General features: G+C 61.9%; 28 protein-coding genes and 1 pseudogene. 16 read left to right on the top strand and 13 right to left on the bottom strand.

The annotated features are described in order from the left end of the window. Window positions 1-52: 52 nt before the first annotated feature. Window positions 53-589: a hypothetical protein gene (locus tag AC1VON_RS18410; RefSeq protein WP_483124429.1), complete on the bottom strand. Its 537-nt coding sequence runs from the start codon at window positions 587-589 to the stop codon at window positions 53-55. After that, the gene (locus tag AC1VON_RS18405; protein ID WP_483124428.1) at window positions 586-798 is read right to left on the bottom strand and encodes a Cro/CI family transcriptional regulator; all 213 of its coding nucleotides are present in this window, start codon (window positions 796-798) and stop codon (window positions 586-588) included. The genes AC1VON_RS18410 and AC1VON_RS18405 overlap by 4 nt, the downstream gene beginning before the upstream one ends. A gap of 85 nt (window positions 799-883) precedes the next feature. On the opposite strand from AC1VON_RS18405, the gene AC1VON_RS18400 reads away from it, so the two are divergent. The 10 genes and pseudogenes from AC1VON_RS18400 (at window position 884) to AC1VON_RS18355 (ending at window position 5,417) form a co-directional block, all read left to right on the top strand. Further along, window positions 884-1,693 (top strand): XRE family transcriptional regulator, encoded by an 810-nt coding sequence (locus AC1VON_RS18400; RefSeq protein ID WP_483124427.1) that lies wholly within the window; start codon window positions 884-886, stop codon window positions 1,691-1,693. Between the two features lie 10 nt (window positions 1,694-1,703). Next, window positions 1,704-2,510 carry a hypothetical protein gene (locus AC1VON_RS18395; RefSeq protein ID WP_483124426.1) on the top strand — a complete coding sequence of 269 codons (807 nt, stop codon included), beginning with the start codon at window positions 1,704-1,706 and terminating at the stop codon, window positions 2,508-2,510. A 90-nt stretch (window positions 2,511-2,600) separates the two neighbouring features. Beyond that, on the top strand, window positions 2,601-2,831 hold the full coding sequence (locus AC1VON_RS18390) for a hypothetical protein (RefSeq protein WP_483124425.1): 231 nt from the start codon (window positions 2,601-2,603) through the stop codon (window positions 2,829-2,831). A gap of 5 nt (window positions 2,832-2,836) precedes the next feature. Continuing rightward, a complete protein-coding gene (locus tag AC1VON_RS18385; RefSeq protein ID WP_483124424.1) occupies window positions 2,837-3,064 on the top strand; it encodes a hypothetical protein in 228 nt (75 codons plus the stop codon). Next, the gene (locus tag AC1VON_RS18380) at window positions 3,061-3,285 is read left to right on the top strand and encodes a hypothetical protein (protein ID WP_483124423.1); all 225 of its coding nucleotides are present in this window, start codon (window positions 3,061-3,063) and stop codon (window positions 3,283-3,285) included. The genes AC1VON_RS18385 and AC1VON_RS18380 overlap by 4 nt, the downstream gene beginning before the upstream one ends. Beyond that, window positions 3,285-3,434, top strand: coding sequence for a hypothetical protein (locus AC1VON_RS18375; protein WP_483124422.1), 150 nt, complete (start codon window positions 3,285-3,287; stop codon window positions 3,432-3,434). The genes AC1VON_RS18380 and AC1VON_RS18375 overlap by 1 nt, the downstream gene beginning before the upstream one ends. Further along, entirely contained in the window at window positions 3,427-3,807 is a 381-nt protein-coding gene (locus tag AC1VON_RS18370; protein ID WP_483124421.1) for a hypothetical protein, read from the top strand. The genes AC1VON_RS18375 and AC1VON_RS18370 overlap by 8 nt, the downstream gene beginning before the upstream one ends. 1 nt (window position 3,808) lies before the next feature. Next, window positions 3,809-4,066, top strand: coding sequence for a hypothetical protein (locus AC1VON_RS18365; protein WP_483124420.1), 258 nt, complete (start codon window positions 3,809-3,811; stop codon window positions 4,064-4,066). Further along, window positions 4,021-4,164 (top strand): annotated as a pseudogene (locus tag AC1VON_RS18360) (helix-turn-helix domain-containing protein); the annotation flags it as partial. The gene AC1VON_RS18365 and the pseudogene AC1VON_RS18360, both read left to right, overlap by 46 nt. Before the next feature lie 74 nt (window positions 4,165-4,238). Continuing rightward, a complete protein-coding gene (locus AC1VON_RS18355; RefSeq protein ID WP_483124419.1) occupies window positions 4,239-5,417 on the top strand; it encodes a tyrosine-type recombinase/integrase in 1,179 nt (392 codons plus the stop codon). Between the two features lie 157 nt (window positions 5,418-5,574). On the opposite strand, the gene AC1VON_RS18350 is transcribed toward AC1VON_RS18355, so the two are convergent. The 3 genes from AC1VON_RS18350 to AC1VON_RS18340 form a co-directional block, all read right to left on the bottom strand. Continuing rightward, the gene (locus AC1VON_RS18350; RefSeq protein ID WP_172350884.1) at window positions 5,575-6,036 is read right to left on the bottom strand and encodes a YbaK/EbsC family protein; all 462 of its coding nucleotides are present in this window, start codon (window positions 6,034-6,036) and stop codon (window positions 5,575-5,577) included. A 184-nt stretch (window positions 6,037-6,220) separates the two neighbouring features. Further along, entirely contained in the window at window positions 6,221-6,505 is a 285-nt protein-coding gene (locus AC1VON_RS18345) for a helix-turn-helix domain-containing protein (RefSeq protein ID WP_172350885.1), read from the bottom strand. A 106-nt stretch (window positions 6,506-6,611) separates the two neighbouring features. After that, complete coding sequence (locus AC1VON_RS18340) at window positions 6,612-6,800, bottom strand: hypothetical protein (protein ID WP_172350886.1); 189 nt, start codon at window positions 6,798-6,800, stop codon at window positions 6,612-6,614. Here AC1VON_RS18340 and AC1VON_RS18335 point away from each other — a divergent pair. The 4 genes from AC1VON_RS18335 to AC1VON_RS18320 all read left to right on the top strand — a co-directional run bounded on the left by AC1VON_RS18335 (window position 6,790) and on the right by AC1VON_RS18320 (window position 8,947). After that, entirely contained in the window at window positions 6,790-7,404 is a 615-nt protein-coding gene (locus tag AC1VON_RS18335; RefSeq protein WP_172350887.1) for a hypothetical protein, read from the top strand. The two genes, AC1VON_RS18340 and AC1VON_RS18335, sit on opposite strands and share 11 nt — an antisense overlap. A 193-nt stretch (window positions 7,405-7,597) precedes the next feature. Then, window positions 7,598-7,789, top strand: a complete 192-nt coding sequence (locus AC1VON_RS18330) for a hypothetical protein (protein WP_483124418.1) — start codon at window positions 7,598-7,600, stop codon at window positions 7,787-7,789. Window positions 7,790-8,135: 346 nt separating this feature from the next. After that, on the top strand, window positions 8,136-8,672 hold the full coding sequence (locus AC1VON_RS18325) for a hypothetical protein (protein ID WP_483124417.1): 537 nt from the start codon (window positions 8,136-8,138) through the stop codon (window positions 8,670-8,672). Continuing rightward, window positions 8,669-8,947: a hypothetical protein gene (locus AC1VON_RS18320; protein WP_172350890.1), complete on the top strand. Its 279-nt coding sequence runs from the start codon at window positions 8,669-8,671 to the stop codon at window positions 8,945-8,947. Before AC1VON_RS18325 ends, AC1VON_RS18320 begins: the two co-directional genes overlap by 4 nt. A 92-nt stretch (window positions 8,948-9,039) precedes the next feature. Here the strand turns inward: AC1VON_RS18320 and AC1VON_RS18315 are convergent, their stop codons facing one another. The 7 genes from AC1VON_RS18315 to AC1VON_RS18285 form a co-directional block, all read right to left on the bottom strand. Next, the gene (locus AC1VON_RS18315) at window positions 9,040-9,342 is read right to left on the bottom strand and encodes a hypothetical protein (protein WP_172350891.1); all 303 of its coding nucleotides are present in this window, start codon (window positions 9,340-9,342) and stop codon (window positions 9,040-9,042) included. A 102-nt stretch (window positions 9,343-9,444) separates the two neighbouring features. Then, window positions 9,445-9,984 (bottom strand): MerR family transcriptional regulator, encoded by a 540-nt coding sequence (locus tag AC1VON_RS18310; protein ID WP_027042329.1) that lies wholly within the window; start codon window positions 9,982-9,984, stop codon window positions 9,445-9,447. A 211-nt stretch (window positions 9,985-10,195) separates the two neighbouring features. After that, window positions 10,196-10,531, bottom strand: coding sequence for an integration host factor subunit alpha (locus AC1VON_RS18305; RefSeq protein ID WP_464610932.1), 336 nt, complete (start codon window positions 10,529-10,531; stop codon window positions 10,196-10,198). Between the two features lie 88 nt (window positions 10,532-10,619). Next, window positions 10,620-11,591, bottom strand: coding sequence for a beta-ketoacyl-ACP synthase III (locus AC1VON_RS18300; protein ID WP_483124416.1), 972 nt, complete (start codon window positions 11,589-11,591; stop codon window positions 10,620-10,622). Between the two features lie 9 nt (window positions 11,592-11,600). After that, window positions 11,601-12,671 (bottom strand): phosphate acyltransferase PlsX, encoded by a 1,071-nt coding sequence (plsX, locus tag AC1VON_RS18295; RefSeq protein WP_483124415.1) that lies wholly within the window; start codon window positions 12,669-12,671, stop codon window positions 11,601-11,603. 113 nt (window positions 12,672-12,784) lie between these two features. Continuing rightward, window positions 12,785-13,333, bottom strand: a complete 549-nt coding sequence (locus AC1VON_RS18290; RefSeq protein WP_483124414.1) for a YceD family protein — start codon at window positions 13,331-13,333, stop codon at window positions 12,785-12,787. Then, a complete protein-coding gene (locus AC1VON_RS18285) occupies window positions 13,333-13,878 on the bottom strand; it encodes a ubiquinol-cytochrome C chaperone family protein (RefSeq protein ID WP_172350894.1) in 546 nt (181 codons plus the stop codon). The genes AC1VON_RS18290 and AC1VON_RS18285 overlap by 1 nt, the downstream gene beginning before the upstream one ends. A 114-nt stretch (window positions 13,879-13,992) precedes the next feature. Between AC1VON_RS18285 and AC1VON_RS18280 the strand changes: the two genes are divergently transcribed. Both AC1VON_RS18280 and AC1VON_RS18275 read left to right on the top strand, forming a co-directional pair. Then, entirely contained in the window at window positions 13,993-14,508 is a 516-nt protein-coding gene (locus AC1VON_RS18280; RefSeq protein WP_483124413.1) for an outer membrane protein assembly factor BamE, read from the top strand. Between the two features lie 195 nt (window positions 14,509-14,703). After that, window positions 14,704-15,321, top strand: a complete 618-nt coding sequence (locus tag AC1VON_RS18275) for a hypothetical protein (protein ID WP_483124412.1) — start codon at window positions 14,704-14,706, stop codon at window positions 15,319-15,321. 83 nt (window positions 15,322-15,404) lie between these two features. Here the strand turns inward: AC1VON_RS18275 and AC1VON_RS18270 are convergent, their stop codons facing one another. Next, the gene (locus AC1VON_RS18270) at window positions 15,405-17,546 is read right to left on the bottom strand and encodes a sodium-translocating pyrophosphatase (RefSeq protein ID WP_172350896.1); all 2,142 of its coding nucleotides are present in this window, start codon (window positions 17,544-17,546) and stop codon (window positions 15,405-15,407) included. Window positions 17,547-17,702: the final 156 nt, after the last annotated feature.

The raw sequence follows: 17,702 nt of genomic DNA, 5'->3' as shown, positions 1-17,702 counted from the left end.
AAAGGATTCAGTGTACGGGCGTTACTTCATGGAGGCCCGCAAGCAGATGCACTCATGGTCCGCCACCTCGGAATCGGTTCGCCGCCTGGCGCCCATGCGCCGGCACGTCGGCCGCGCCGAGATCGGCAACGGCACGGGCCAGCGCCCCTGCCCCGATCATCGTGGCGTATTCGGTCAGCGCCAGCGCCACGGCGCGCTCGTTCGTGCAGCGCTCATAGGCCGCGACCGCGCGCACCAGGACCATCACATGGTCGGGCAGATGGATCGCGTTATTCGAATCCGCGCCGGCGGAAGGGGTGATTACCGCCGGCGCGGTGTCCTGTCCGGCGGTGTGGGCCAACGGACAGGACGACCTGTCCTCCGAGGCACGAAGTGCGCAGGAGGATTCTGTGAAATGGGAAAAAGCCGCGCCGCCCGGGAGGGGAACGGACGGCGCGGCAGGCTCTGCGCGGTCTGCTTGGGGCGCAGTGGGGAATTCATAATCGGCGGCGGCTATCGAGCGCGGCACAAGGCGATCGGAAAAGCCGACGCCGGCAAGCCGCGCGCCACGATCGGCGAGAACAGGAGAAGACATGCGCATCTTGATCATGCCGCCTCCTCCCCCGCCTTCGGTGATGGGCCGAAGATATCGGGGCGAAGGTGGTGGCGTGAGACGCCGGTGATTCGCTCGATGTCGAGCACACGCTCGGCAGGCACTCGGTTCCACGAATACAAGGCTGTGTGCTTGATGCCCAAGGCCTTCGCCAGAGCCACCACACCGCCCGTCTTTTCCGCTGCTGTCGTCACGATGTCGATCATGGGAACGCAGAGGTAAGCAATGCCTACTATTTTGTCAAGCGCCTACGTAGGTGCAAATTATGTAGGCGTTCCCTACCAATCATGCATGGAACTTTCGACACTTGGCGCGCGGTTGCGATTTGCTCGGGATGCTGCAAACCTCAAGCAGCATGAGGTTGCAGCCCATTTCGGGATACAACGGGTGAACATCAGCCAGTGGGAAAGTGACACCACAAAGCCCGACATCGACAAATTTCCCATATTGGAGCGCCTCTACCGAACTTCGATCGCATGGCTTGTGGACGGCGATGGCGAACCGCCAATCCCCATAAAGAAGGGTGAGAAGAGCCTGATTTCGTCGTTCGATCCGGATGCGGCGGAAGCGGCCAATGACGACAGCGACTGGACAGGCGACGGAGCAGGCCTGGTCGACGGCAAGTTGAGTTTCAATGCTCGGTGGCCAGGTGGATTGCCTGAGATCGCGGCCCGGGCTGGCGCTGGTCTTGGTGCCGTCGACGACGACCGCGGCGTCCGGATATCTTCGCAAGGTATTGCGACGGGACATCCTGTAGTGAATGAATGGGTTATACCCAATGGGTACATCCGCAATGGCCTTGGAGCCAGGCCTTCGGAAGTGATCATCCTCCCGGTTGTGGGTCAGTCCATGGAGCCGGTGTTGCGAGCAAATGATCGCGTTCTTGTCGACACCTCTCAGAATATTTGGATGGGTGACGCCGTTTACGTGATCGACGATGGCGACACGATCCTGCGCGTGAAAACGGTGCAAAAGGTCACCAGCTCGAACCCAGCTAAATTCAGGATTATTTCCGAAGCAACGCCTGACAAGTTCGAGACGCTTGACGCCGATCAATTCCACATTGTTGGACGTGTGGTCGGAAGATTCTCACAGATGTAGGTTTGCGTTAATGAGGGCGGAAGGAAGCGACGGCTCGATCGAGCTACTCCCGGACAGAATTCTGGTGCGAAGAGCCGGTCAGGTCACGGCTGTCGTGCCAATAACAGAAGTTTCTGAGACCCATTTTCGGCCAGCAGCTACCTTCGGCGAAGGCAATCTTCAGATACGTTCGAAGGTCACAGCCATAGATGGGCTGGCAGGAACCGTCTTTTACAAGCTGAAGGCTCAGGAAGCATTCACCGCGATTAATGACGCCATCAATAAGCTCATCGGGCCCAATACGACCGCACCGACGTTCAGCAAAAAGGTGATGCCGCGCCAAACCTCAATGCGGATCATGCTGTCGTCAGGCAGCTGGCTGGAAGTACTTGCGGTGAAAATGTTCCCAGCAGATGCAATTTCCGAAATACAGAGGATGCGAATCCAAGGGGCGAAGGCTTTGGGCGGTTCTGGCAACATGCTGGGCGTTGCGGGCACGCCAAGCCTGACCTTCGCAGCCGAGGCCGCAGCGGTCTCGCTTATCTCCGGATTCCTTTCAAACGTCACTCAAAAGCAGGCTGTCGAAGTCCTTCAGAAGGCTGAGCGGCAATTCGACCACCTAGTGGAGAACGATGGTCAATTCATCAAAATCCAGAACATCCGATACATCGAACGGCCCTCACCTCAAGTATGGCGAGGTCACTTGGACGGCGAGAACTACCTCCACAGCGGAGAGGAGTTCATCCACGTGCAAACGCCCAACGGTGAATTCCAGATCAGATGGCAAGATATTTCGGCAACCCGATTCACTGAAAAGCCCGATGGTAAACCGGAGTAGGTAGGCATTGCCTACTTTCTCGTTGACAAACAGGTAGGCTTTACCTACTTTTCACCTCCAATCGCAATTCCGCGATTGGAGGCAAGACCCATGATCACCACACAGCAGCGCCCGGCACCGACCGTCCCGGCCGCCATCATCACCGCCAAAAGCATCGTCGAGCGTATGGCCGACAAGATGCTGGAAATGGGCATGAACGGCACCGCCGTCACGTCAGACAGCCTGGCCGAGCATTCCGACTTCACCCGCGCCGAGATCAAGGAACATGGCCCGGAAGCGTCGGACCTGGCCAAATCGCGCGCCGTCCGGCATCAGGGCTGACGGCCATGGCAAGCTTTGCCCATGCTCTCATCGCCGAGGCCGCCAAGTCGCGCGAGGCCGAGGCGTGGATCAGCCGCCAGATCCTCGCCGGCCGCAAGCCGTCGCAGATCCTGGCCGAGCTGCGCCGTGGCCCCGTCGCCATTGGCGGCGACGGCGCGGCCGGCCTCACCTTCGCCTGCGTGGTGATGTTCGCCATGCCGTTCGTCCTGCTCGGCTGGGTGCTGCCGACATGACCGCGCGGCTGAACCACGTGCCTCGCAGCCTCGAGCACATGACCGTTCCGCCCGGCGGCAGACAACAGCTCGTCTGCAAGCGCTGGCCCGATTGCCTGTGCGGCGACGACTGCATTGACCTTGCGCCAGCGGAATCGCCGATGGCGCGCAGGATCCTCAGCGGCGTGGTCCTCGCCGTCGCCGTCATCGGCGCCGGCCTGCTTTATGTGGGGCTGCGCTGATGACCGCGTTCCGCATCCACTTCGCCGACGGACGCACCGTGGTCATCGACGCCGAGACGCCGAAGGAAGCCGCCGCCAAGGCGGCGCAGGCCGGCCATTCCGCCCAGATTTCGAAGATCAAGCGCGCAAAGGATGTCGCCAATGGCTGACCATTTCAACGGCCATATCAACCGTGCCGCCTTCGAGAAGGTGTTGCGCGAAACCTTTTCCAACATCCCCGGAGAGATGATCGCCGGCAACCCGGTGTTGGCGTGCCAGGCGCGCGCGATCGAGGCATCCGTGCAGTTCGCGCTTTTCATCGCCGACGAACTCAACGCCGGCACCAGCGCCGATGTGTTGCTCGACGCCGGCTCCCGCGTTCTCGGCGGCCTGGTCGAGAATTTCGCGCGCGGCTTCGCCGGCGACGCGGGCGAAGACATCATGGCAACGGTTCTCCGGCGTATAGAGTGGGCGACGACGCGCGACGATGACGATTACGAAGTCTTCGTCACCCGCCCGCAGGCCATGGGCGGGAGCGCCTGACATGGCTGTTACCGACCGCTCCCTGCGCCCTGATGTCCGCAACCCGGTCCTCGCACTACCCGCTGCGGCGCTTCTCAAGGATTTGCCGCCGGAAGCACGCGAAGCGCTGACAGCACTCCTGAAAGACATCAGGACCGTGGCGCGCGCCAAGGCGCAGGAAAGCTGGCGCAAGAACAAGGGGCCGATGGCCGTCTACTGGAAGGGGACCGGCGCATGGGCCGGGCACCTCTACCGCGCGGTGCGATCATGCCGCTCCTGAAACCCGAAGAGGCTTGCGCCGAACTGGGCATCGGCGAAGACACCTTGCGCGCCATGCGAAAATCGGGCGAAATCCCCTACATCAACGTCGGTCTGGGAAAGAAACGAGAGACGCCACGGTACGAGCTTGACGACCTCATTGCCTGGAAGGCGAAGAGAAAGAAGACCGCAACATGTCCGTCTACATCAGGGCCGACGCCAAGGACGGCGCCTACACCTACGACTTCAAACTACAGGGTCGTCGATTTTCAGGCTCAACGGGCTGCACGTCAAAGCGGGAAGCGCGGGAAGTAGAGAAGGCCAGGAAGGCCGAGGCCAAGGCGACGATCGCCGTCGAGCAGGCCTTTTCCGATCCCAACATGACGGTGGCCATCGCCACCAGCCGCTACTGGCTCGAGGTCGGACAGAACCACGAAAACTGGAAGAACACCGAATGGTCGATGGCCTGGCTGGTCGCCCATTTCGGCCCTGATTTTCTGCTGCAGAACATCAACGACGAGAAAGTCGCCGCCATGGTGGCCAGGCGCCGCGGCGAATTCGTGCCGTCGCAGCGCAAGCCCGGCCGGAAATACCTGACACCGGAGCGGCGCCGGCGGATAAGCCCCGCCACGGTCAACCGCACGGTCACCCAGCCCTTGCGAGAGATCATCCTGCGCGCCGAAAAGCTATGGGGCGCCAGGACGGCCGACGTTGACTGGTCGAAGCACCTGCTTGCCGAACCCAAGGAGCGCGTGCGCGAGGCCTCGACCGGCGAAGAGGCCGCGATCATGGCCGAGCTGGCGCGCGGCTATGACGTCGCCGTGGAATTCGCCTTCCTCAACGGCTGCCGGCGCATGGAGATCCTTGGGCTGGAATGGTCGCGTGTCGACTTTTTCGGGCGCCGTTTCACCGTCATCGGCAAGGGCAACAAGCCGCGATCGATTCCGATGACGAAGCGGACGTTCGAGATCCTGTGGGCGCAGCAGAATTTTCATGCCGAGAAGGTTTTCACTTATGTCGCCGCCAGGACGGTGAAGATGGCCGATCGCACCCTCGTCAAGGGCAGCCGCTACCCGCTGACGGAAGCCGGACTGAAGATCGCCATGCGGCGCGCCGTGCCAAAGGCCGGCGTCAAGGATTTCCACTTCCACGACACGCGCCACACCGCCGCGACACGCGTGCTGCGCAAGAGCAATCTGAAGGTCGTGCAGCAGCTGCTCGGCCACGAGGACATCAAGACGACGACGAAATACGCCCACGCGATGATGGACGATGTGCTGAACGCGCTTGAAGCGGCAAGTCCCACGGAAAGTACCACGGAAGCAGGCGGAGAGACTGGCAAGTCGTTGAAAAACTTCGGGAAAGCCGGCTGAGAGCCACCGCCCCCCAGTCAAGTGCGCTACCGGGCTGCGCTACACTCCGGACCGGTCGCGATGTATCGTGATAACCCCGCTCCGGTCAACCGAATTCCGCGACTATCTTGCAGGTAGATTGTGAGATAATGGAGGCCGGCTGCGTCAGTGTCCTACCTTAACCCTGGCACACATCGACCCATTCCGCACCGATAAGATCGACCATGCGCCGCGGAGCGATCCGTACCGCGGCGTTGGTGGCGCCGGCGGCCGGCACCACCTCATCGAATTCGCGCAGCGAAACGTCGCAGTAGACCGGCAGCGGCGCCGGCAAGCCGAACGGGCAAACACCGCCAACCGGATGGCTCGTGGCAGCCACAACTTCCTCCGCGTCCAGCATGCGCGGCTTGCCGCCGAACCGGTCCTTGAACTTGCGGTTGTCCAGTCTGGCGATGCCGCTGGTCACGACCAGCATGGTCCGCTCGCCGACGCGCAGGCAGATCGTCTTGGCGATCTGCGCCGGAAGGACGCCATGCGCCTCCGCCGCCAGCATCACCGTCGCCGAACTTGCTTGCGTGACGAGGACCTCGATGTCGGGCGCATGAGCGGCGAAGAAGGCACGAACAGAGTCCAGGCTCATGTCAGAAAACCCATGATTCAAAGCCGATGCACGGCGGACGCGATTGGCGCAGATTTGGATGCCGCAGGTATAAACACGTGCGATCCACAAATCGGCAAGCCCGGCCTGCCTGAGAACACCATGGCATCAACAAGAAACCCGCCAAGCGGGCCTTGGCGGGTTCTCTTGCATGCCTGGGGCTGGTCTATGCCAAGGGTCCGCCTTGCGCGGCCGGCGTCGGCGCGGCGGAAGCGATGAGAGCCTCCTGCGGCATGCGAAGCGCGGACGCAATACGACGCAGCTTCGACGGATCGGCCGCCCGGCCGTTCTCCATATCCTCGATCTCGCCGACCGAGAGGCCGCAGGTCAAGGAAAGCTCTTCCACGCTGTATCCGCGGGTTTCCCGCATGGCTCTGAGGGTGCTGTAATCGTGCCCGATCTCACTGGCTAACGGTTCGGAGAGGGCATGGCTTTTTGCATTGTTGGGCATTGGCAACTCCGGTGGCTGAAAGCGTCTTGATCAAAAATGGAGTGTTGCCTGAGACGAGCAGGAACATGCCCGCTCGCCGATGATTTGCCAAGAGCCAAACGGACCGTCACGCTATCGTGAACCGGACGCCTTCGCGGCGGCTTACGCACATCGGCGCCATCAAGTTCTTTTGAACACCCGGCACCTTTTTGCTCGGAGGTTTAGGCCCACCTGTTCGTTGTTCTGATGCACTGGCGTGAAAACCATCCGGTTCCAGCCAGCCCATTCCCAGAAGGATATCTGCAATGAACGTCAAGACATCCCTCCTCGTGCTCGGCACGATCTCCAGTCTTTTCATCGCCGGAGCGGCGACCGCTCAAGCGGCGGACGCGTTGCGCGTTCGTGGTACTGTGATCAGCTTCGAGCCCTCACTGCTCACCGTCAAAACCCGCCAGGGTGACACCTCCGCGATCAAGCTCAATACCGGCTGGAAGATCTCGGGCGTCGCCAGTGCCTCCGAAAAGGACATCAAGCAGGGCGACTTCCTCGGCATCGCTTCCGTTTCAAAGGCGGATGGCGGCAGCGGGGCGCTCGAAGTCGTGATTTTCCCCGCTGCCTTGAAAGGCACCGGCGAGGGTGACCGCCCGTGGGACCTGCAGCCGAACAGCCGCATGACCAACGGCACGGTGGCGGACGTTACCGACATAAGCGGGCGAGCCGTGACGCTGACCTACGACAATGGGCAGACCAAGAAGATTTCGATCCCCGACAGCACGCCTGTCGTGACCTTTGCCCCGGCCACGCCGACCGATCTCAAGCCAGGCGCAACGGTTTTCGTGACCGCCCAGCGAGAGGCTGACGGGACGCTGAGTTCCAGCCGTGTCGTGGTGGGAAACAATGGCGTGGTCCCGCCGATGTAGCCAAACAGCCGGAAGAGCGCGGCTTTTCGGCCCTGGTGTTGATGGTCGGAAAGCCGGCTTCTTCGGAAACAGTCCAGAAACAAAATTCTACAATCGGGAAATACTGACGAAAAAATTCGGGAGCGTAATCCCATGCGCGGCGGTCGGGCTATCGACCCGATTTATATCTGCCTGCGAAAAAAGGAAACGATCCATGAAGAAGTACCTCCTCTCGGCTCTCGGGCTTGCAGTTGCAGTTGCTTTCACGGTGCCGGCTATCGGCGTGACCAGCGCGGATGCGGCCCCGATGGCGAAGCATCATCGTCATCATCACCACTATCGTCATCATCACCGCCATCACCGCCATCATCACCACCACCACATGAAGACGATGAAGAAGGCCTGACACCGCACTGCCAACGAGAAGACCGGCCTTGGCCTCCTGTTCAAGGCTGGTCTTCTCTTGGTCATGCGCTGCCAGACCCGACATGAACCGGGCCCATCGGATTTCGCCTGACGACACTGCTGGCCAGGATTTCGGCGCCAATCCAATACCTCGAGAGGCGAGACTTTCACGCCGCGCCAAATCGCGATACGGCAAGGGATGTTTCTGACCGGCAGCTGTACCGGATCAGGCTTTCGCGAACAGGCCAGGTATCCCGATGACGGCCAAGGCCGACCTCTCCCGGACAGACCGCCTTGTCCTGTCGGTTGCCCGATAGTGGCTCACACTTCGCCACCCTGCCCTTATCGTGCGGTTCTTCATAAAACTGGGCTATCTGCCCAATCCGGCCGCGCCCGTGCGCTACCATGAACTGTTGCTTTGGCAAAAGATTCTCGATCGCAACCCGCTGTTCGTGACGCTGACCGACAAGCTGGCGGCCAAGGCTCATATCCGTGGAGCCTGCCCCGGGATCCCCATACCGAAGACGCTCTGGTGCGGGCGCGACGCTACCGACATCCCGCCGGGTCTGCTGACCGGCGCCGTGGTGGTCATCCGGCGTTCGCCCGCGAAATCGAGCGGCTCTGGCGGCTCGACCGATCCGCCTTCCTGCGCCGACCTCACAACGGGGCTGTGCGCCTCTATGCCGACGCGCTTCGCGCCAGATGCCGGGGCAACATTGCAAATGACCAGGCCGACGCCGCGCGGCGCCCCTGATGAAGCCGCCGGAATCGGCAGCGCTTTTTTCTGCAACTACCCCATGAACCTTTCCTTCGAGCAGCTCACTAAGCCTGCATGGACGCCGGCAAGGCGATCCCCAATCAAACCGAAGGAAATGCAGAAATGACCACCAACTCGAACTTCAAGCGCCTCTCGCTTGCCGGCGCCATCGCATTCTCGGCGATCGGCTCGATGTCGATGACGAATTCGGCCTTCGCCAATGGCACGCACCCCACTGGCGACGGCGGCGCTGTTTGCAAGGGCGCAGGCCACTGTCTGGTACTCTCGATCGAGTGCAAGGGCACCTATACGGACGCCACCGACAAGAACGGCACGGTCTATGGCAAATGCAGCCAGACCGCGCAGGTTTCACCCCAGGCCAAGATCAAGCTCGCCAAGTAACCACCTGATGGCAATAAGAATGGCGGCTCTCCTTTCGGGGTCGACCGCCATTTTTCTTGATTGAATCCCTTGTCTTATGACCAGAGGGCTCCTCAGCGCCGGCTGAAAAGCAGGCTGGCGACCAGGCCGAGTACCACAAGGCCGACCGCGGCGGCGGCCGCCGGATGGTCGCGGGCCGATTTCTCGATCACCCTGCCCTGCTTGCGGATTGCCGGCATGGCATCCCGCAGACGTCCGGCAAGATCCGAATATGTATCAAGAGCGGCATCGCGGCCGTCTTCATAGTAAGTGCCACCCCGTTTTGACATTGCCTTGCGCAACGCCGCGAGTTCCCTTGAGAGGGCCGCGACCTGCTTTTCGAGGTCGATGTCCGAAAGAGTTGAGAATGATGCCATCATGCGTTTCCTTGTCTTGCTGAACGATGTCTCGCAGAAGGAAACGTAACGCCTCACCCGAAGGCGAGTTCCGGCCCAAAGGCTTCAAAACGCGTGCGGCGGTCAGCGCACCTGGTCAAGCAGACGCTTGCATTCCAGCAGATCGAACAGCGCCTCCTGCAGCAGCGCGCGGTTGTCGCGCGAGAGTTTCGACGCGTCCGGCTGAACCGGACCTTCCTCGTCGCTCTTGCCCAGGCCAAAAAAGCGGCGGCTGGGCTTGACCCTCGGCTGGCCAACCAGTTCATCATCTCCACCGCGCGGCTGCGCCGCCGGTGTCAGCGGCACCTGATCGGCCTGCTTCCGTTGCGAGATCGCCTCGACGGCGGCCATGTCACCATTGCCGATGGCGACCAGGAAATGATTGCCGTTTTCGCGCAGCAGCTTCTGCACACCCTTGATCGTGTAGCCCTGGTCGTAGAGCATGTGGCGGATGCCCTTGATCAGTTCGACGTCCTGCGGCCGGTAGTAGCGACGGCCGCCGCCGCGCTTCATCGGCTTGATCTGGTTGAAGCGCGTCTCCCAGAAACGCAGCACATGCTGGGGCAGGTCGAGATCTTCAGCGACCTCGCTGATTGTGCGGAAGGCGTCAGGGCTCTTGTCCATGGGCGAAATCCTCACGCTGGAGCGTGATCCGGAACGGTACTCAGCGAGATCAGGCTCACCAAAGAGAAAAACTCATTCCGGTTGCGCGGAATGGACCATACGCGAAACACCAATCCGGCCATGCTGCCGAATTGGACCTTATTTCAGCGGTTTGTGAAGCAATATTCAAGCCCGGCGTCATGGCGGCGCCGGTTTTCAACGCCAACGGAGGCTATTTGCCGCCCTTGGCCTTGCTGTTCTGATGCGAGCGCAAGATGCGGTTCTTCAGCACGTTGGACGATTTGAAGGTCATCACCCGACGCGGCAGGATCGGCACCTCTTCACCGGTCTTGGGATTGCGCCCGATGCGCTCGTTCTTGGAGCGGACATGAAACGTCGCGAAGGACGACAGCTTGACCGTCTCGCCACGCACGATGGCTTCGCAGATTTCGTCCAGCACGGCTTCGACGAGTTCGGCGGATTCAGTGCGCGACAGACCGACCTTTCGATAGACGGCCTCCGCAAGGTCGGCACGCGTAAGTGTCTTTCCCCCATGCGACCGTCCCATCAGCTCAAACATAAAATCGGCACAACAACGGCTGAGCCTAAGTAATTGATCCGGCAAGGTCAAGGACCGAAACCGACCCGTTCGGCACTTACCAGCGAACCAGAACAGCACCCCAGGTGAAGCCCCCGCCCATCGCTTCCAGGAGAACGAGGTCTCCCTTCTTGATGCGACCATCGGCAACGGCCACCGACAGCGCCAGCGGCACGGAAGCAGCCGAGGTGTTACCGTGCAAATCGACCGTAACCACCACCTTTTGCTCGGCTATCCCGAGCTTCCTGGCGGAAGCGTCAATAATTCGTTTATTGGCCTGGTGCGGCACGAACCAGTCGAGATCGTCAGCGGTGATGCCCGCGGCCGAGAAGGTCGCCTCGATAACGTCGGTGATCATGCCGACCGCGTGCTTGAAGACCTCGCGGCCTTCCATCCTGAGGTGGCCGACCGTTCCCGTCGTTGACGGTCCGCCGTCGACGAAAAGCTTGTCCTTGTGCGCGCCGTCAGAGCGCAGGCTGGCCGCCAGAACGCCATGGTCGGCAATCGTGCCAGCCCCCTCGCCTGCTTCCAGGACCAGGGCGCCGGCGCCGTCGCCGAACAAAACGCAGGTCGAGCGGTCATTCCAGTCGAGGATGCGCGAGAATGTTTCCGAGCCGATGACCAGCACGCGCTTGGCGAAGCCGCCACGGATATAGAGATCGGCTGTCGTCACCGCATAGACGAAGCCCGAGCACACCGCCTGCATGTCGAAGGCAAAGCCGTGATGCATGCCGAGCCTGTTCTGGATCTCGACAGCAGTGGCCGGGAATGTGTTGTTGGGCGTCGACGTCGCCAGCACGATCAGGTCGATGTCGTCCGGCGTCAGCCCGGCATTTGCAAGGGCGGCACGGGCCGCGGCCTCGCCCAGGGAAGCCGTCGTCTCGTCGTCGGCCGCGATATGACGCTGGCGGATGCCAGTGCGCTGGGCAATCCACTCGTCCGAGGTTTCGACCATGCCCTCGAAATCGGCATTCTTCATGATGCGGCGGGGCAGCGCGGCGCCCGTGCCGCGCACGACTGATCTGATCAAAGTTCTTTCCTATTCCTTCGCGTCGGTAACGACGTCGGATTTCCTAGATGACAGGGCACGCGGGTTGCGCGCATGAAACAGGTCGAGGTCGGCCTCGATCCGGTCAAGCAGATTGTTGCGAACCATGTCGTAGCCGAGTTCGATCGCGGCGGCGAACCCGTCCGAATCGGCACCGCCATGGCTTTTGACGACGATGCCGCTCAACCCCAGGAAAACGCCGCCATTGGAGCGGCCGACATCCATCTTTTCGCGCAGGCGATCGAAGGCGCTTTTGGCGAAGACATAGCCGATCTTGGCCATCAGGGTACGGCTCATGGCGGCGCGCAGATAACCTGCGATCTGGCGCGCGGTGCCTTCCGCCGTCTTCAGCGCGATATTGCCGGCGAAGCCTTCGGTCACCACCACGTCGACCGTGCCCTTGCCGATATCGTCGCCTTCGACAAAGCCATGATAGTTCATCGAGGCCATGTTGGCCTCGCGCAGCATGCGTCCTGCTTCCTTGACCTCTTCCTGGCCCTTGATCTCTTCCACGCCGACATTGAGCAGGCCAACCGTCGGTCGGGCGATGCCGAACACGGCGCGCGCCATGCCGGTGCCGAGAATGGCAAAATCGATGAGTTGTTGGGCGTCGGCGCCGATGGTGGCGCCGACGTCCAGAACCACGCTTTCGCCGCGCAATGTCGGCCACAATGCCGCGATCGCCGGGCGATCGATGGTGGCCATGGTGCGCAGGCAGAATTTCGACATCGCCATCAACGCGCCTGTGTTGCCGGCGGAGATGCAAGCGTCCGCGGCACCCGACTTGACCGCTTCGACCGCCTTCCACATCGACGACTTCCAGCGGCCATGGCGCAGCGCCTGGCTGGGCTTGTCGTCCATCCTGACCGCGATCTCGCAGTGGAAGAATTCGCTCACCTCGGCCAGCTTGGGGAACTTGGCCAGTTCGGGGCGCACCAGTTCCTCACGCCCGTAGATGACGAAGCGGATGTCGGGACGGCGGGTCGCGACCGTCATGAGCGCCGGAATGACCACGGCTGGTCCGTGATCGCCGCCCATGGCATCGATGGAAATCCTGATCACGCGGTATTTATCTCACGGTTATGCGGCAGGTCGCTTTAGTGATCGCGAAGGTTCGGCGAAAATAGCGGTTTTGGGTTTTCACACAACCGACTTTTCCATCGCGGGCGAGGTTTTCAGGATTTTCCCAGCAAGGATCGCAGTTTTTGCTGAAATTCATTCTCAGCCGCTTCGGTCCTGCCGACGGCGTCCAGCGACGCGCCCGGCTTGCGCGGATAAGGGTCGATCGCCAATCCGAAGAACTGTTCGGCGAGTGCCCCGACATCGATGGTGTCACCGGAAAATGTTTCGGGACTGTCGGGCCCGTCCGCATCGAGAAGTATCTCGCCGCCGCCTTCGAACCCCTGCCGTCCGAGCTTGGAGTCCTCGGGCAACAGCAGCGCCTCGACCGGCTCGTCGATATGCGCCTGGACCGGATCGAGCGTGACGATGCAGGCCTGGGTGATGTCGGCCTCGACACGGCCGCTGACCTTCACGCCATTGCGCTTCCAGGACGCCACCAGAAGCTCCGCACGATAGGCTTCCACCGAAAGCAGCCCGTGCTCCCCGGCGAGCGCCGCGCGCTGGGCGGCATCGGCCTCGATCACCACGGGCAGGCCCTTCTGCGGCAGCCGGGCGACATTGGCGAAAAACGATACCGGGCTTCGCGTGTCAGCGTGTTTCATCAAGCACCTCCCCTGGCGAGCGGAAACGTTGCCGTACCGGAAACGATTGATTCGGACGGCTGAGCGGCCAGTTGCCGGCAAGCGTCGACGACATAGTCGGCCAATTGCGATGCCTCGGGCCACGCGCCGGTGTCGGGCCGGACATTGCGGGCAAGTGCCGCGGTCAGCCCATCGTGGTCGTTTCTTTCCAGCGCATCATCATAGGCGGCGGTACGGCCATAAAACATCTTCGCCAGTTTCTTCATGCGTTTGGGCACGCCCACATCGCCAATGCCCAGCTCCCGCAGCGAATGATCGACGTCGAGGAAGAACTCGTCGATCAGCACCTGGGCGATCTCCTGCGCCACGCCGTCTTCACCGCGCAAGCGATGCTGGAACAGGAACATATGCAGCGAAAGCATCTCGAAACGGCCGAGCGGCGTATCCGGTACATTCCAGTGGGAATAAAATACAGTCTGCCGCGCCGCTGCCACGATTTGTGCGTAGAGCGCGTCGGTGATGGCGCGGTTGGCGTGGCGTTCGCGACCAAAAAGGCGCTGGAACATGGGGATGGTCTCCGGGGACCGTTTGTTGAATTGGCCTTGTTGCATCGGCAGGCAAGCTGGTTTACCGGTTTTGCGGCCCAGCGCAAGTTGCGGCGATATAATGGAGAATTGTTGTTGCGCGCGCTGAATTTCAAGTCGACCTTCTCGTCCAGGCCTGCTGGCGCGATCTCGCTGCTGCTCGTCATATCGGCGCTCTCGGCATGTCATACCAACAAGATGTTCGGCGACCTCAGTCCGAGCGAGACGCTCACGCAAGGGTATGTCTACGACCAGCAGGCCGTCGATTCGGTGCCCGTCGGCTCCAGCCGCGAGCAGGTGCTTCTGGCGCTTGGCACGCCGTCGACGACGGCCACTTTCGACAACGAGGCGTTTTATTACATTTCGCAAACGCGCAAGCGCTATGTCGCCTTCGACAAGCCCAGGCTTGTCGACCAGAAGGTGCTCGCGGTCTATTTCGGCGCCGATGGCCGCGTCACCCAGATCGCCAATTATGGCTTGAAGGACGGCAAGATCTTCGACTTCATCTCGCGCACCACGCCGACCGGCGGCAAGGACCAGAACTTCCTCAGCCAGATCATCAACGGCGCCAGCAAGCTGGCGCCCGGCATCCCCGGCGGCGGCACTCCCTGACTATCAGAACCCTGCTTCCTTTCGGAAAGCAGCAACATCTCAGGCGACCGAAAACCCGTGGGAGCGATCTCACGGGTTTTTGTTTGGCCAAGGAAAGGCCAGATCGCCAGCAATGGGCAAGCCCGTTTCAAATCCCCCGGGCTTTGGGGCTTTTTGAAAATGAGCGGTGGCGAACGCGCAGCGTCGGAGGGCTGGATGGCCACCGGCACAAGAGGCGTCGTTGTCGAACAACCGCCCCTCGAAGGCGTTCCCGTCAACAACTCGATCTTCGGCGTCGGCAAGGGTGGATTCTACGATCCCGTTGACACGGTAGGGTTTGGCTCGTCGCAGGTGGTCCGGCTGACATCGCTGGACTGGGCTCGGCCCCTGGCGCCCTGCCAGCCAGTGCTCTTGCGAGGCCTCGCAAGACTGGCTCTTCCGGTCCTGGCGAAAGGACGCGGTCATCGCGACGATGCCGCATCTGACCGTGCTCAAGCTGCACTCCGGCAACCGCCGGGGCTATGGCCAAGACCTTGCGACGAAAGGGCTCGTCGCGGCAATGGAGACGCCAACACCTTGCGTGTGAGGGTGCTTGCCGGTGCTGACGGACCGCCTCGCTCGACAAGAGCCACCTATCTCAGGCGCAGATTGCTCGCCGCTTGCGGCATTCACCCCAGGGCGCGGTCCTTCCGTCATCGACACAAACGCGGTGCATTCGTCGTGCTGCTGCGCGAGATTCGCGGCCTCCCGCCAACGCCCGAGCGCGAGCCGGGTGTGCAGGGACTGTCGGAGATCTACGGCAGCCGCCCGGGCACGAACGCCAGCGGCGGTTGAAATCCCGTCGAAGGCTGACGCATCAAATGAAAAGCCCGCGGGGATCGCTCCCCGCGGGCTTTTTTGGACCACGGACCCCGCGGTTAGCCGTGCGCGAGCACGGCCAGCAGCAGGAGGGCCACGATGTTGGTGATCTTGATCGCCGGATTGACCGCGGGGCCCGCGGTGTCCTTGTAGGGATCGCCGACCGTGTCGCCGGTCACCGAAGCCTTGTGCGCCTCGGAGCCCTTGAGGTGCTTGACGCCGTCCTTGTCGGTGAACCCATCCTCGAACGATTTCTTCGCATTGTCCCAGGCACCACCGCCCGAGGTCATCGAGATGGCGACGAACAGGCCGTTGACGATAACGCCGAGCAGCGAGGCACCGAGGGCCGCGAAGGCCGATGCTTTCGAACCGGAGATCAGCAGCACACCGAAATAGACGACGAGCGGCGCCAGCACCGGCAGCAGCGACGGGATGATCATCTCCCGGATCGCCGCCTTGGTCAGAAGGTCGACCGCACGCGCATAGTTCGGCTTGGACGTGCCTGCCATGATGCCCGGATCTTCGCGGAACTGCTTGCGAACCTCCTCGACGATGGCGCCCGCCGCACGGCCAACGGCCGTCATGGCGATGCCACCGAACAGATACGGGATCAGGCCGCCGAAGATCAGGCCGGCGACGACATAAGGGTTGGAGAGATCGAAGGAGATTTCACCCATGCCCTGGAAGTAGGGATATTTGTCGCCATTGGCGGCAAAGAACTTGAGGTCGTTCGAATAGGCGGCAAACAGCACCAATGCGCCGAGGCCGGCCGAGCCGATGGCATAACCCTTGGTCACGGCCTTGGTGGTGTTGCCGACCGCGTCGAGCGCGTCGGTGGAGTGACGCACTTCCTTGGGCAGGCCCGCCATTTCGGCGATGCCGCCGGCATTGTCGGTGACCGGGCCGAAGGCGTCGAGCGCCACGATCATGCCGGCAAGGCCGAGCATGGTTGTGACCGCGATCGCCGTGCCGTAGAGGCCGGCGAGCTGGTAGGTCGAGATGATGCCGCCGACGATGACGATGGCCGGCAACGCCGTCGATTCCAGCGAAACCGCGAGGCCCTGGATGACGTTGGTGCCGTGGCCGGTGACCGAAGCCTGGGCGATCGAGTTGACCGGGCGCTTGTTGGTGCCGGTGTAGTACTCGGTGATCACCACGATCAAACCCGTCACCACGAGACCGATGAGGCCGCAGATGAACAGGTTCTTGCCGGTGATGATCATGCCGGCGACAGTGCCGACCTCGCCCCAGCCGAGCGTTGCCGAAGTGGCGACGGCGAGGCCGACGATCGACAGCAGGCCGGTGACGATCAGGCCCTTGTAGAGCGCGCCCATGATCGAGCCGTTGGAACCAAGCTTGACGAAGAAGGTGCCGACGATCGAGGTCAGGATGCAGGCGCCGCAGATGGCGAGCGGATAGAGCATCGCAGTCTGCAGAACGGCGGTGCCACCGAAGAAGATGGCGCCGAGGACCATGGTGGCGACGACCGTCACCGCATAGGTCTCGAACAGGTCGGCGGCCATGCCGGCGCAGTCGCCGACATTGTCGCCGACATTGTCGGCGATGGTGGCCGGGTTGCGCGGATCATCTTCCGGGATGCCGGCTTCGACCTTGCCGACGAGATCGCCGCCGACGTCGGCCCCCTTGGTGAAGATGCCGCCGCCGAGACGGGCGAAGATCGAGATCAGCGAGGCTCCGAAGCCGAGCGAGACCAGCGAGTCGATGACGATACGGTCATTGGGCTGCAGGCCCATGGGGCCGGTCAGGATCAGGTAGTAGATCGAGACGCCAAGCAATGCCAGGCCTGCCACCAGCATGCCGGTGATTGCGCCCGACTTGAAGGCGATGTCGAGACCGGCGGCGAGGCTGTTGGAAGCCGCTTGCGCGGTGCGCACATTGGCACGCACAGAAACATGCATGCCGATGAAACCGGCGGCGCCCGACAGGACGGCGCCGATCAGGAAGCCGATCGCGGCCGTGATAGAAAGCAGCCACCAGGCGAGCAAAAGCACAACCACGCCGACGATGGCGATGGTGGTGTACTGGCGCGCCAGATAGGCTTGCGCGCCTTCGCGGATGGCGGCGGAGATTTCCTGCATGCGTGCATTGCCCTGATCGGACGCGAGAACCGATCGTGTCGCCCAGATAGCGTAAAGGACAGAAAGCAGACCGCAGGCGATGACGGCGTAAAGTATGGTCATTGCCAAATTTTCCTCGATTGTTGGCCCAAATGAACCCCTCCCTGGGCCGTTGAGACAAAGACCGGAATCCGCGCACGGAATCCACCTCTTCGCATCGGTGTATGCGAAACAGGGCTCGGAACGTCAAGATATTGTTCAGTTTTTGCCCGGCTTTCG

This window comes from Mesorhizobium sp. HAY1-8B (assembly GCF_056868045.1).
The sequence above is the reverse complement of the archived record's forward strand: the minus strand, read 5'-3'. Positions and strand labels throughout refer to the sequence as shown.

Excerpts from the sequence above, each read along its gene's own strand:
- AC1VON_RS18410 (WP_483124429.1), bottom strand. The coding sequence starts at position 589 with ATGATCAAGATGCGCATGTCTTCTCCTGTTCTCGCCGATCGTGGCGCG.
- AC1VON_RS18405 (WP_483124428.1), bottom strand. The coding sequence starts at position 798 with ATGATCGACATCGTGACGACAGCAGCGGAAAAGACGGGCGGTGTGGTG.
- AC1VON_RS18400 (WP_483124427.1), top strand. The coding sequence starts at position 884 with ATGGAACTTTCGACACTTGGCGCGCGGTTGCGATTTGCTCGGGATGCT.
- AC1VON_RS18395 (WP_483124426.1), top strand. The coding sequence starts at position 1,704 with ATGAGGGCGGAAGGAAGCGACGGCTCGATCGAGCTACTCCCGGACAGA.
- AC1VON_RS18390 (WP_483124425.1), top strand. The coding sequence starts at position 2,601 with ATGATCACCACACAGCAGCGCCCGGCACCGACCGTCCCGGCCGCCATC.
- AC1VON_RS18385 (WP_483124424.1), top strand. The coding sequence starts at position 2,837 with ATGGCAAGCTTTGCCCATGCTCTCATCGCCGAGGCCGCCAAGTCGCGC.
- AC1VON_RS18380 (WP_483124423.1), top strand. The coding sequence starts at position 3,061 with ATGACCGCGCGGCTGAACCACGTGCCTCGCAGCCTCGAGCACATGACC.
- AC1VON_RS18375 (WP_483124422.1), top strand. The coding sequence starts at position 3,285 with ATGACCGCGTTCCGCATCCACTTCGCCGACGGACGCACCGTGGTCATC.
- AC1VON_RS18370 (WP_483124421.1), top strand. The coding sequence starts at position 3,427 with ATGGCTGACCATTTCAACGGCCATATCAACCGTGCCGCCTTCGAGAAG.
- AC1VON_RS18365 (WP_483124420.1), top strand. The coding sequence starts at position 3,809 with ATGGCTGTTACCGACCGCTCCCTGCGCCCTGATGTCCGCAACCCGGTC.
- AC1VON_RS18355 (WP_483124419.1), top strand. The coding sequence starts at position 4,239 with ATGTCCGTCTACATCAGGGCCGACGCCAAGGACGGCGCCTACACCTAC.
- AC1VON_RS18350 (WP_172350884.1), bottom strand. The coding sequence starts at position 6,036 with ATGAGCCTGGACTCTGTTCGTGCCTTCTTCGCCGCTCATGCGCCCGAC.
- AC1VON_RS18345 (WP_172350885.1), bottom strand. The coding sequence starts at position 6,505 with ATGCCCAACAATGCAAAAAGCCATGCCCTCTCCGAACCGTTAGCCAGT.
- AC1VON_RS18335 (WP_172350887.1), top strand. The coding sequence starts at position 6,790 with ATGAACGTCAAGACATCCCTCCTCGTGCTCGGCACGATCTCCAGTCTT.
- AC1VON_RS18330 (WP_483124418.1), top strand. The coding sequence starts at position 7,598 with ATGAAGAAGTACCTCCTCTCGGCTCTCGGGCTTGCAGTTGCAGTTGCT.
- AC1VON_RS18320 (WP_172350890.1), top strand. The coding sequence starts at position 8,669 with ATGACCACCAACTCGAACTTCAAGCGCCTCTCGCTTGCCGGCGCCATC.
- AC1VON_RS18315 (WP_172350891.1), bottom strand. The coding sequence starts at position 9,342 with ATGGCATCATTCTCAACTCTTTCGGACATCGACCTCGAAAAGCAGGTC.
- AC1VON_RS18310 (WP_027042329.1), bottom strand. The coding sequence starts at position 9,984 with ATGGACAAGAGCCCTGACGCCTTCCGCACAATCAGCGAGGTCGCTGAA.
- AC1VON_RS18305 (WP_464610932.1), bottom strand. The coding sequence starts at position 10,531 with ATGGGACGGTCGCATGGGGGAAAGACACTTACGCGTGCCGACCTTGCG.
- AC1VON_RS18290 (WP_483124414.1), bottom strand. The coding sequence starts at position 13,333 with ATGAAACACGCTGACACGCGAAGCCCGGTATCGTTTTTCGCCAATGTC.
- AC1VON_RS18285 (WP_172350894.1), bottom strand. The coding sequence starts at position 13,878 with ATGTTCCAGCGCCTTTTTGGTCGCGAACGCCACGCCAACCGCGCCATC.
- AC1VON_RS18275 (WP_483124412.1), top strand. The coding sequence starts at position 14,704 with ATGGCCACCGGCACAAGAGGCGTCGTTGTCGAACAACCGCCCCTCGAA.
- AC1VON_RS18270 (WP_172350896.1), bottom strand. The coding sequence starts at position 17,546 with ATGACCATACTTTACGCCGTCATCGCCTGCGGTCTGCTTTCTGTCCTT.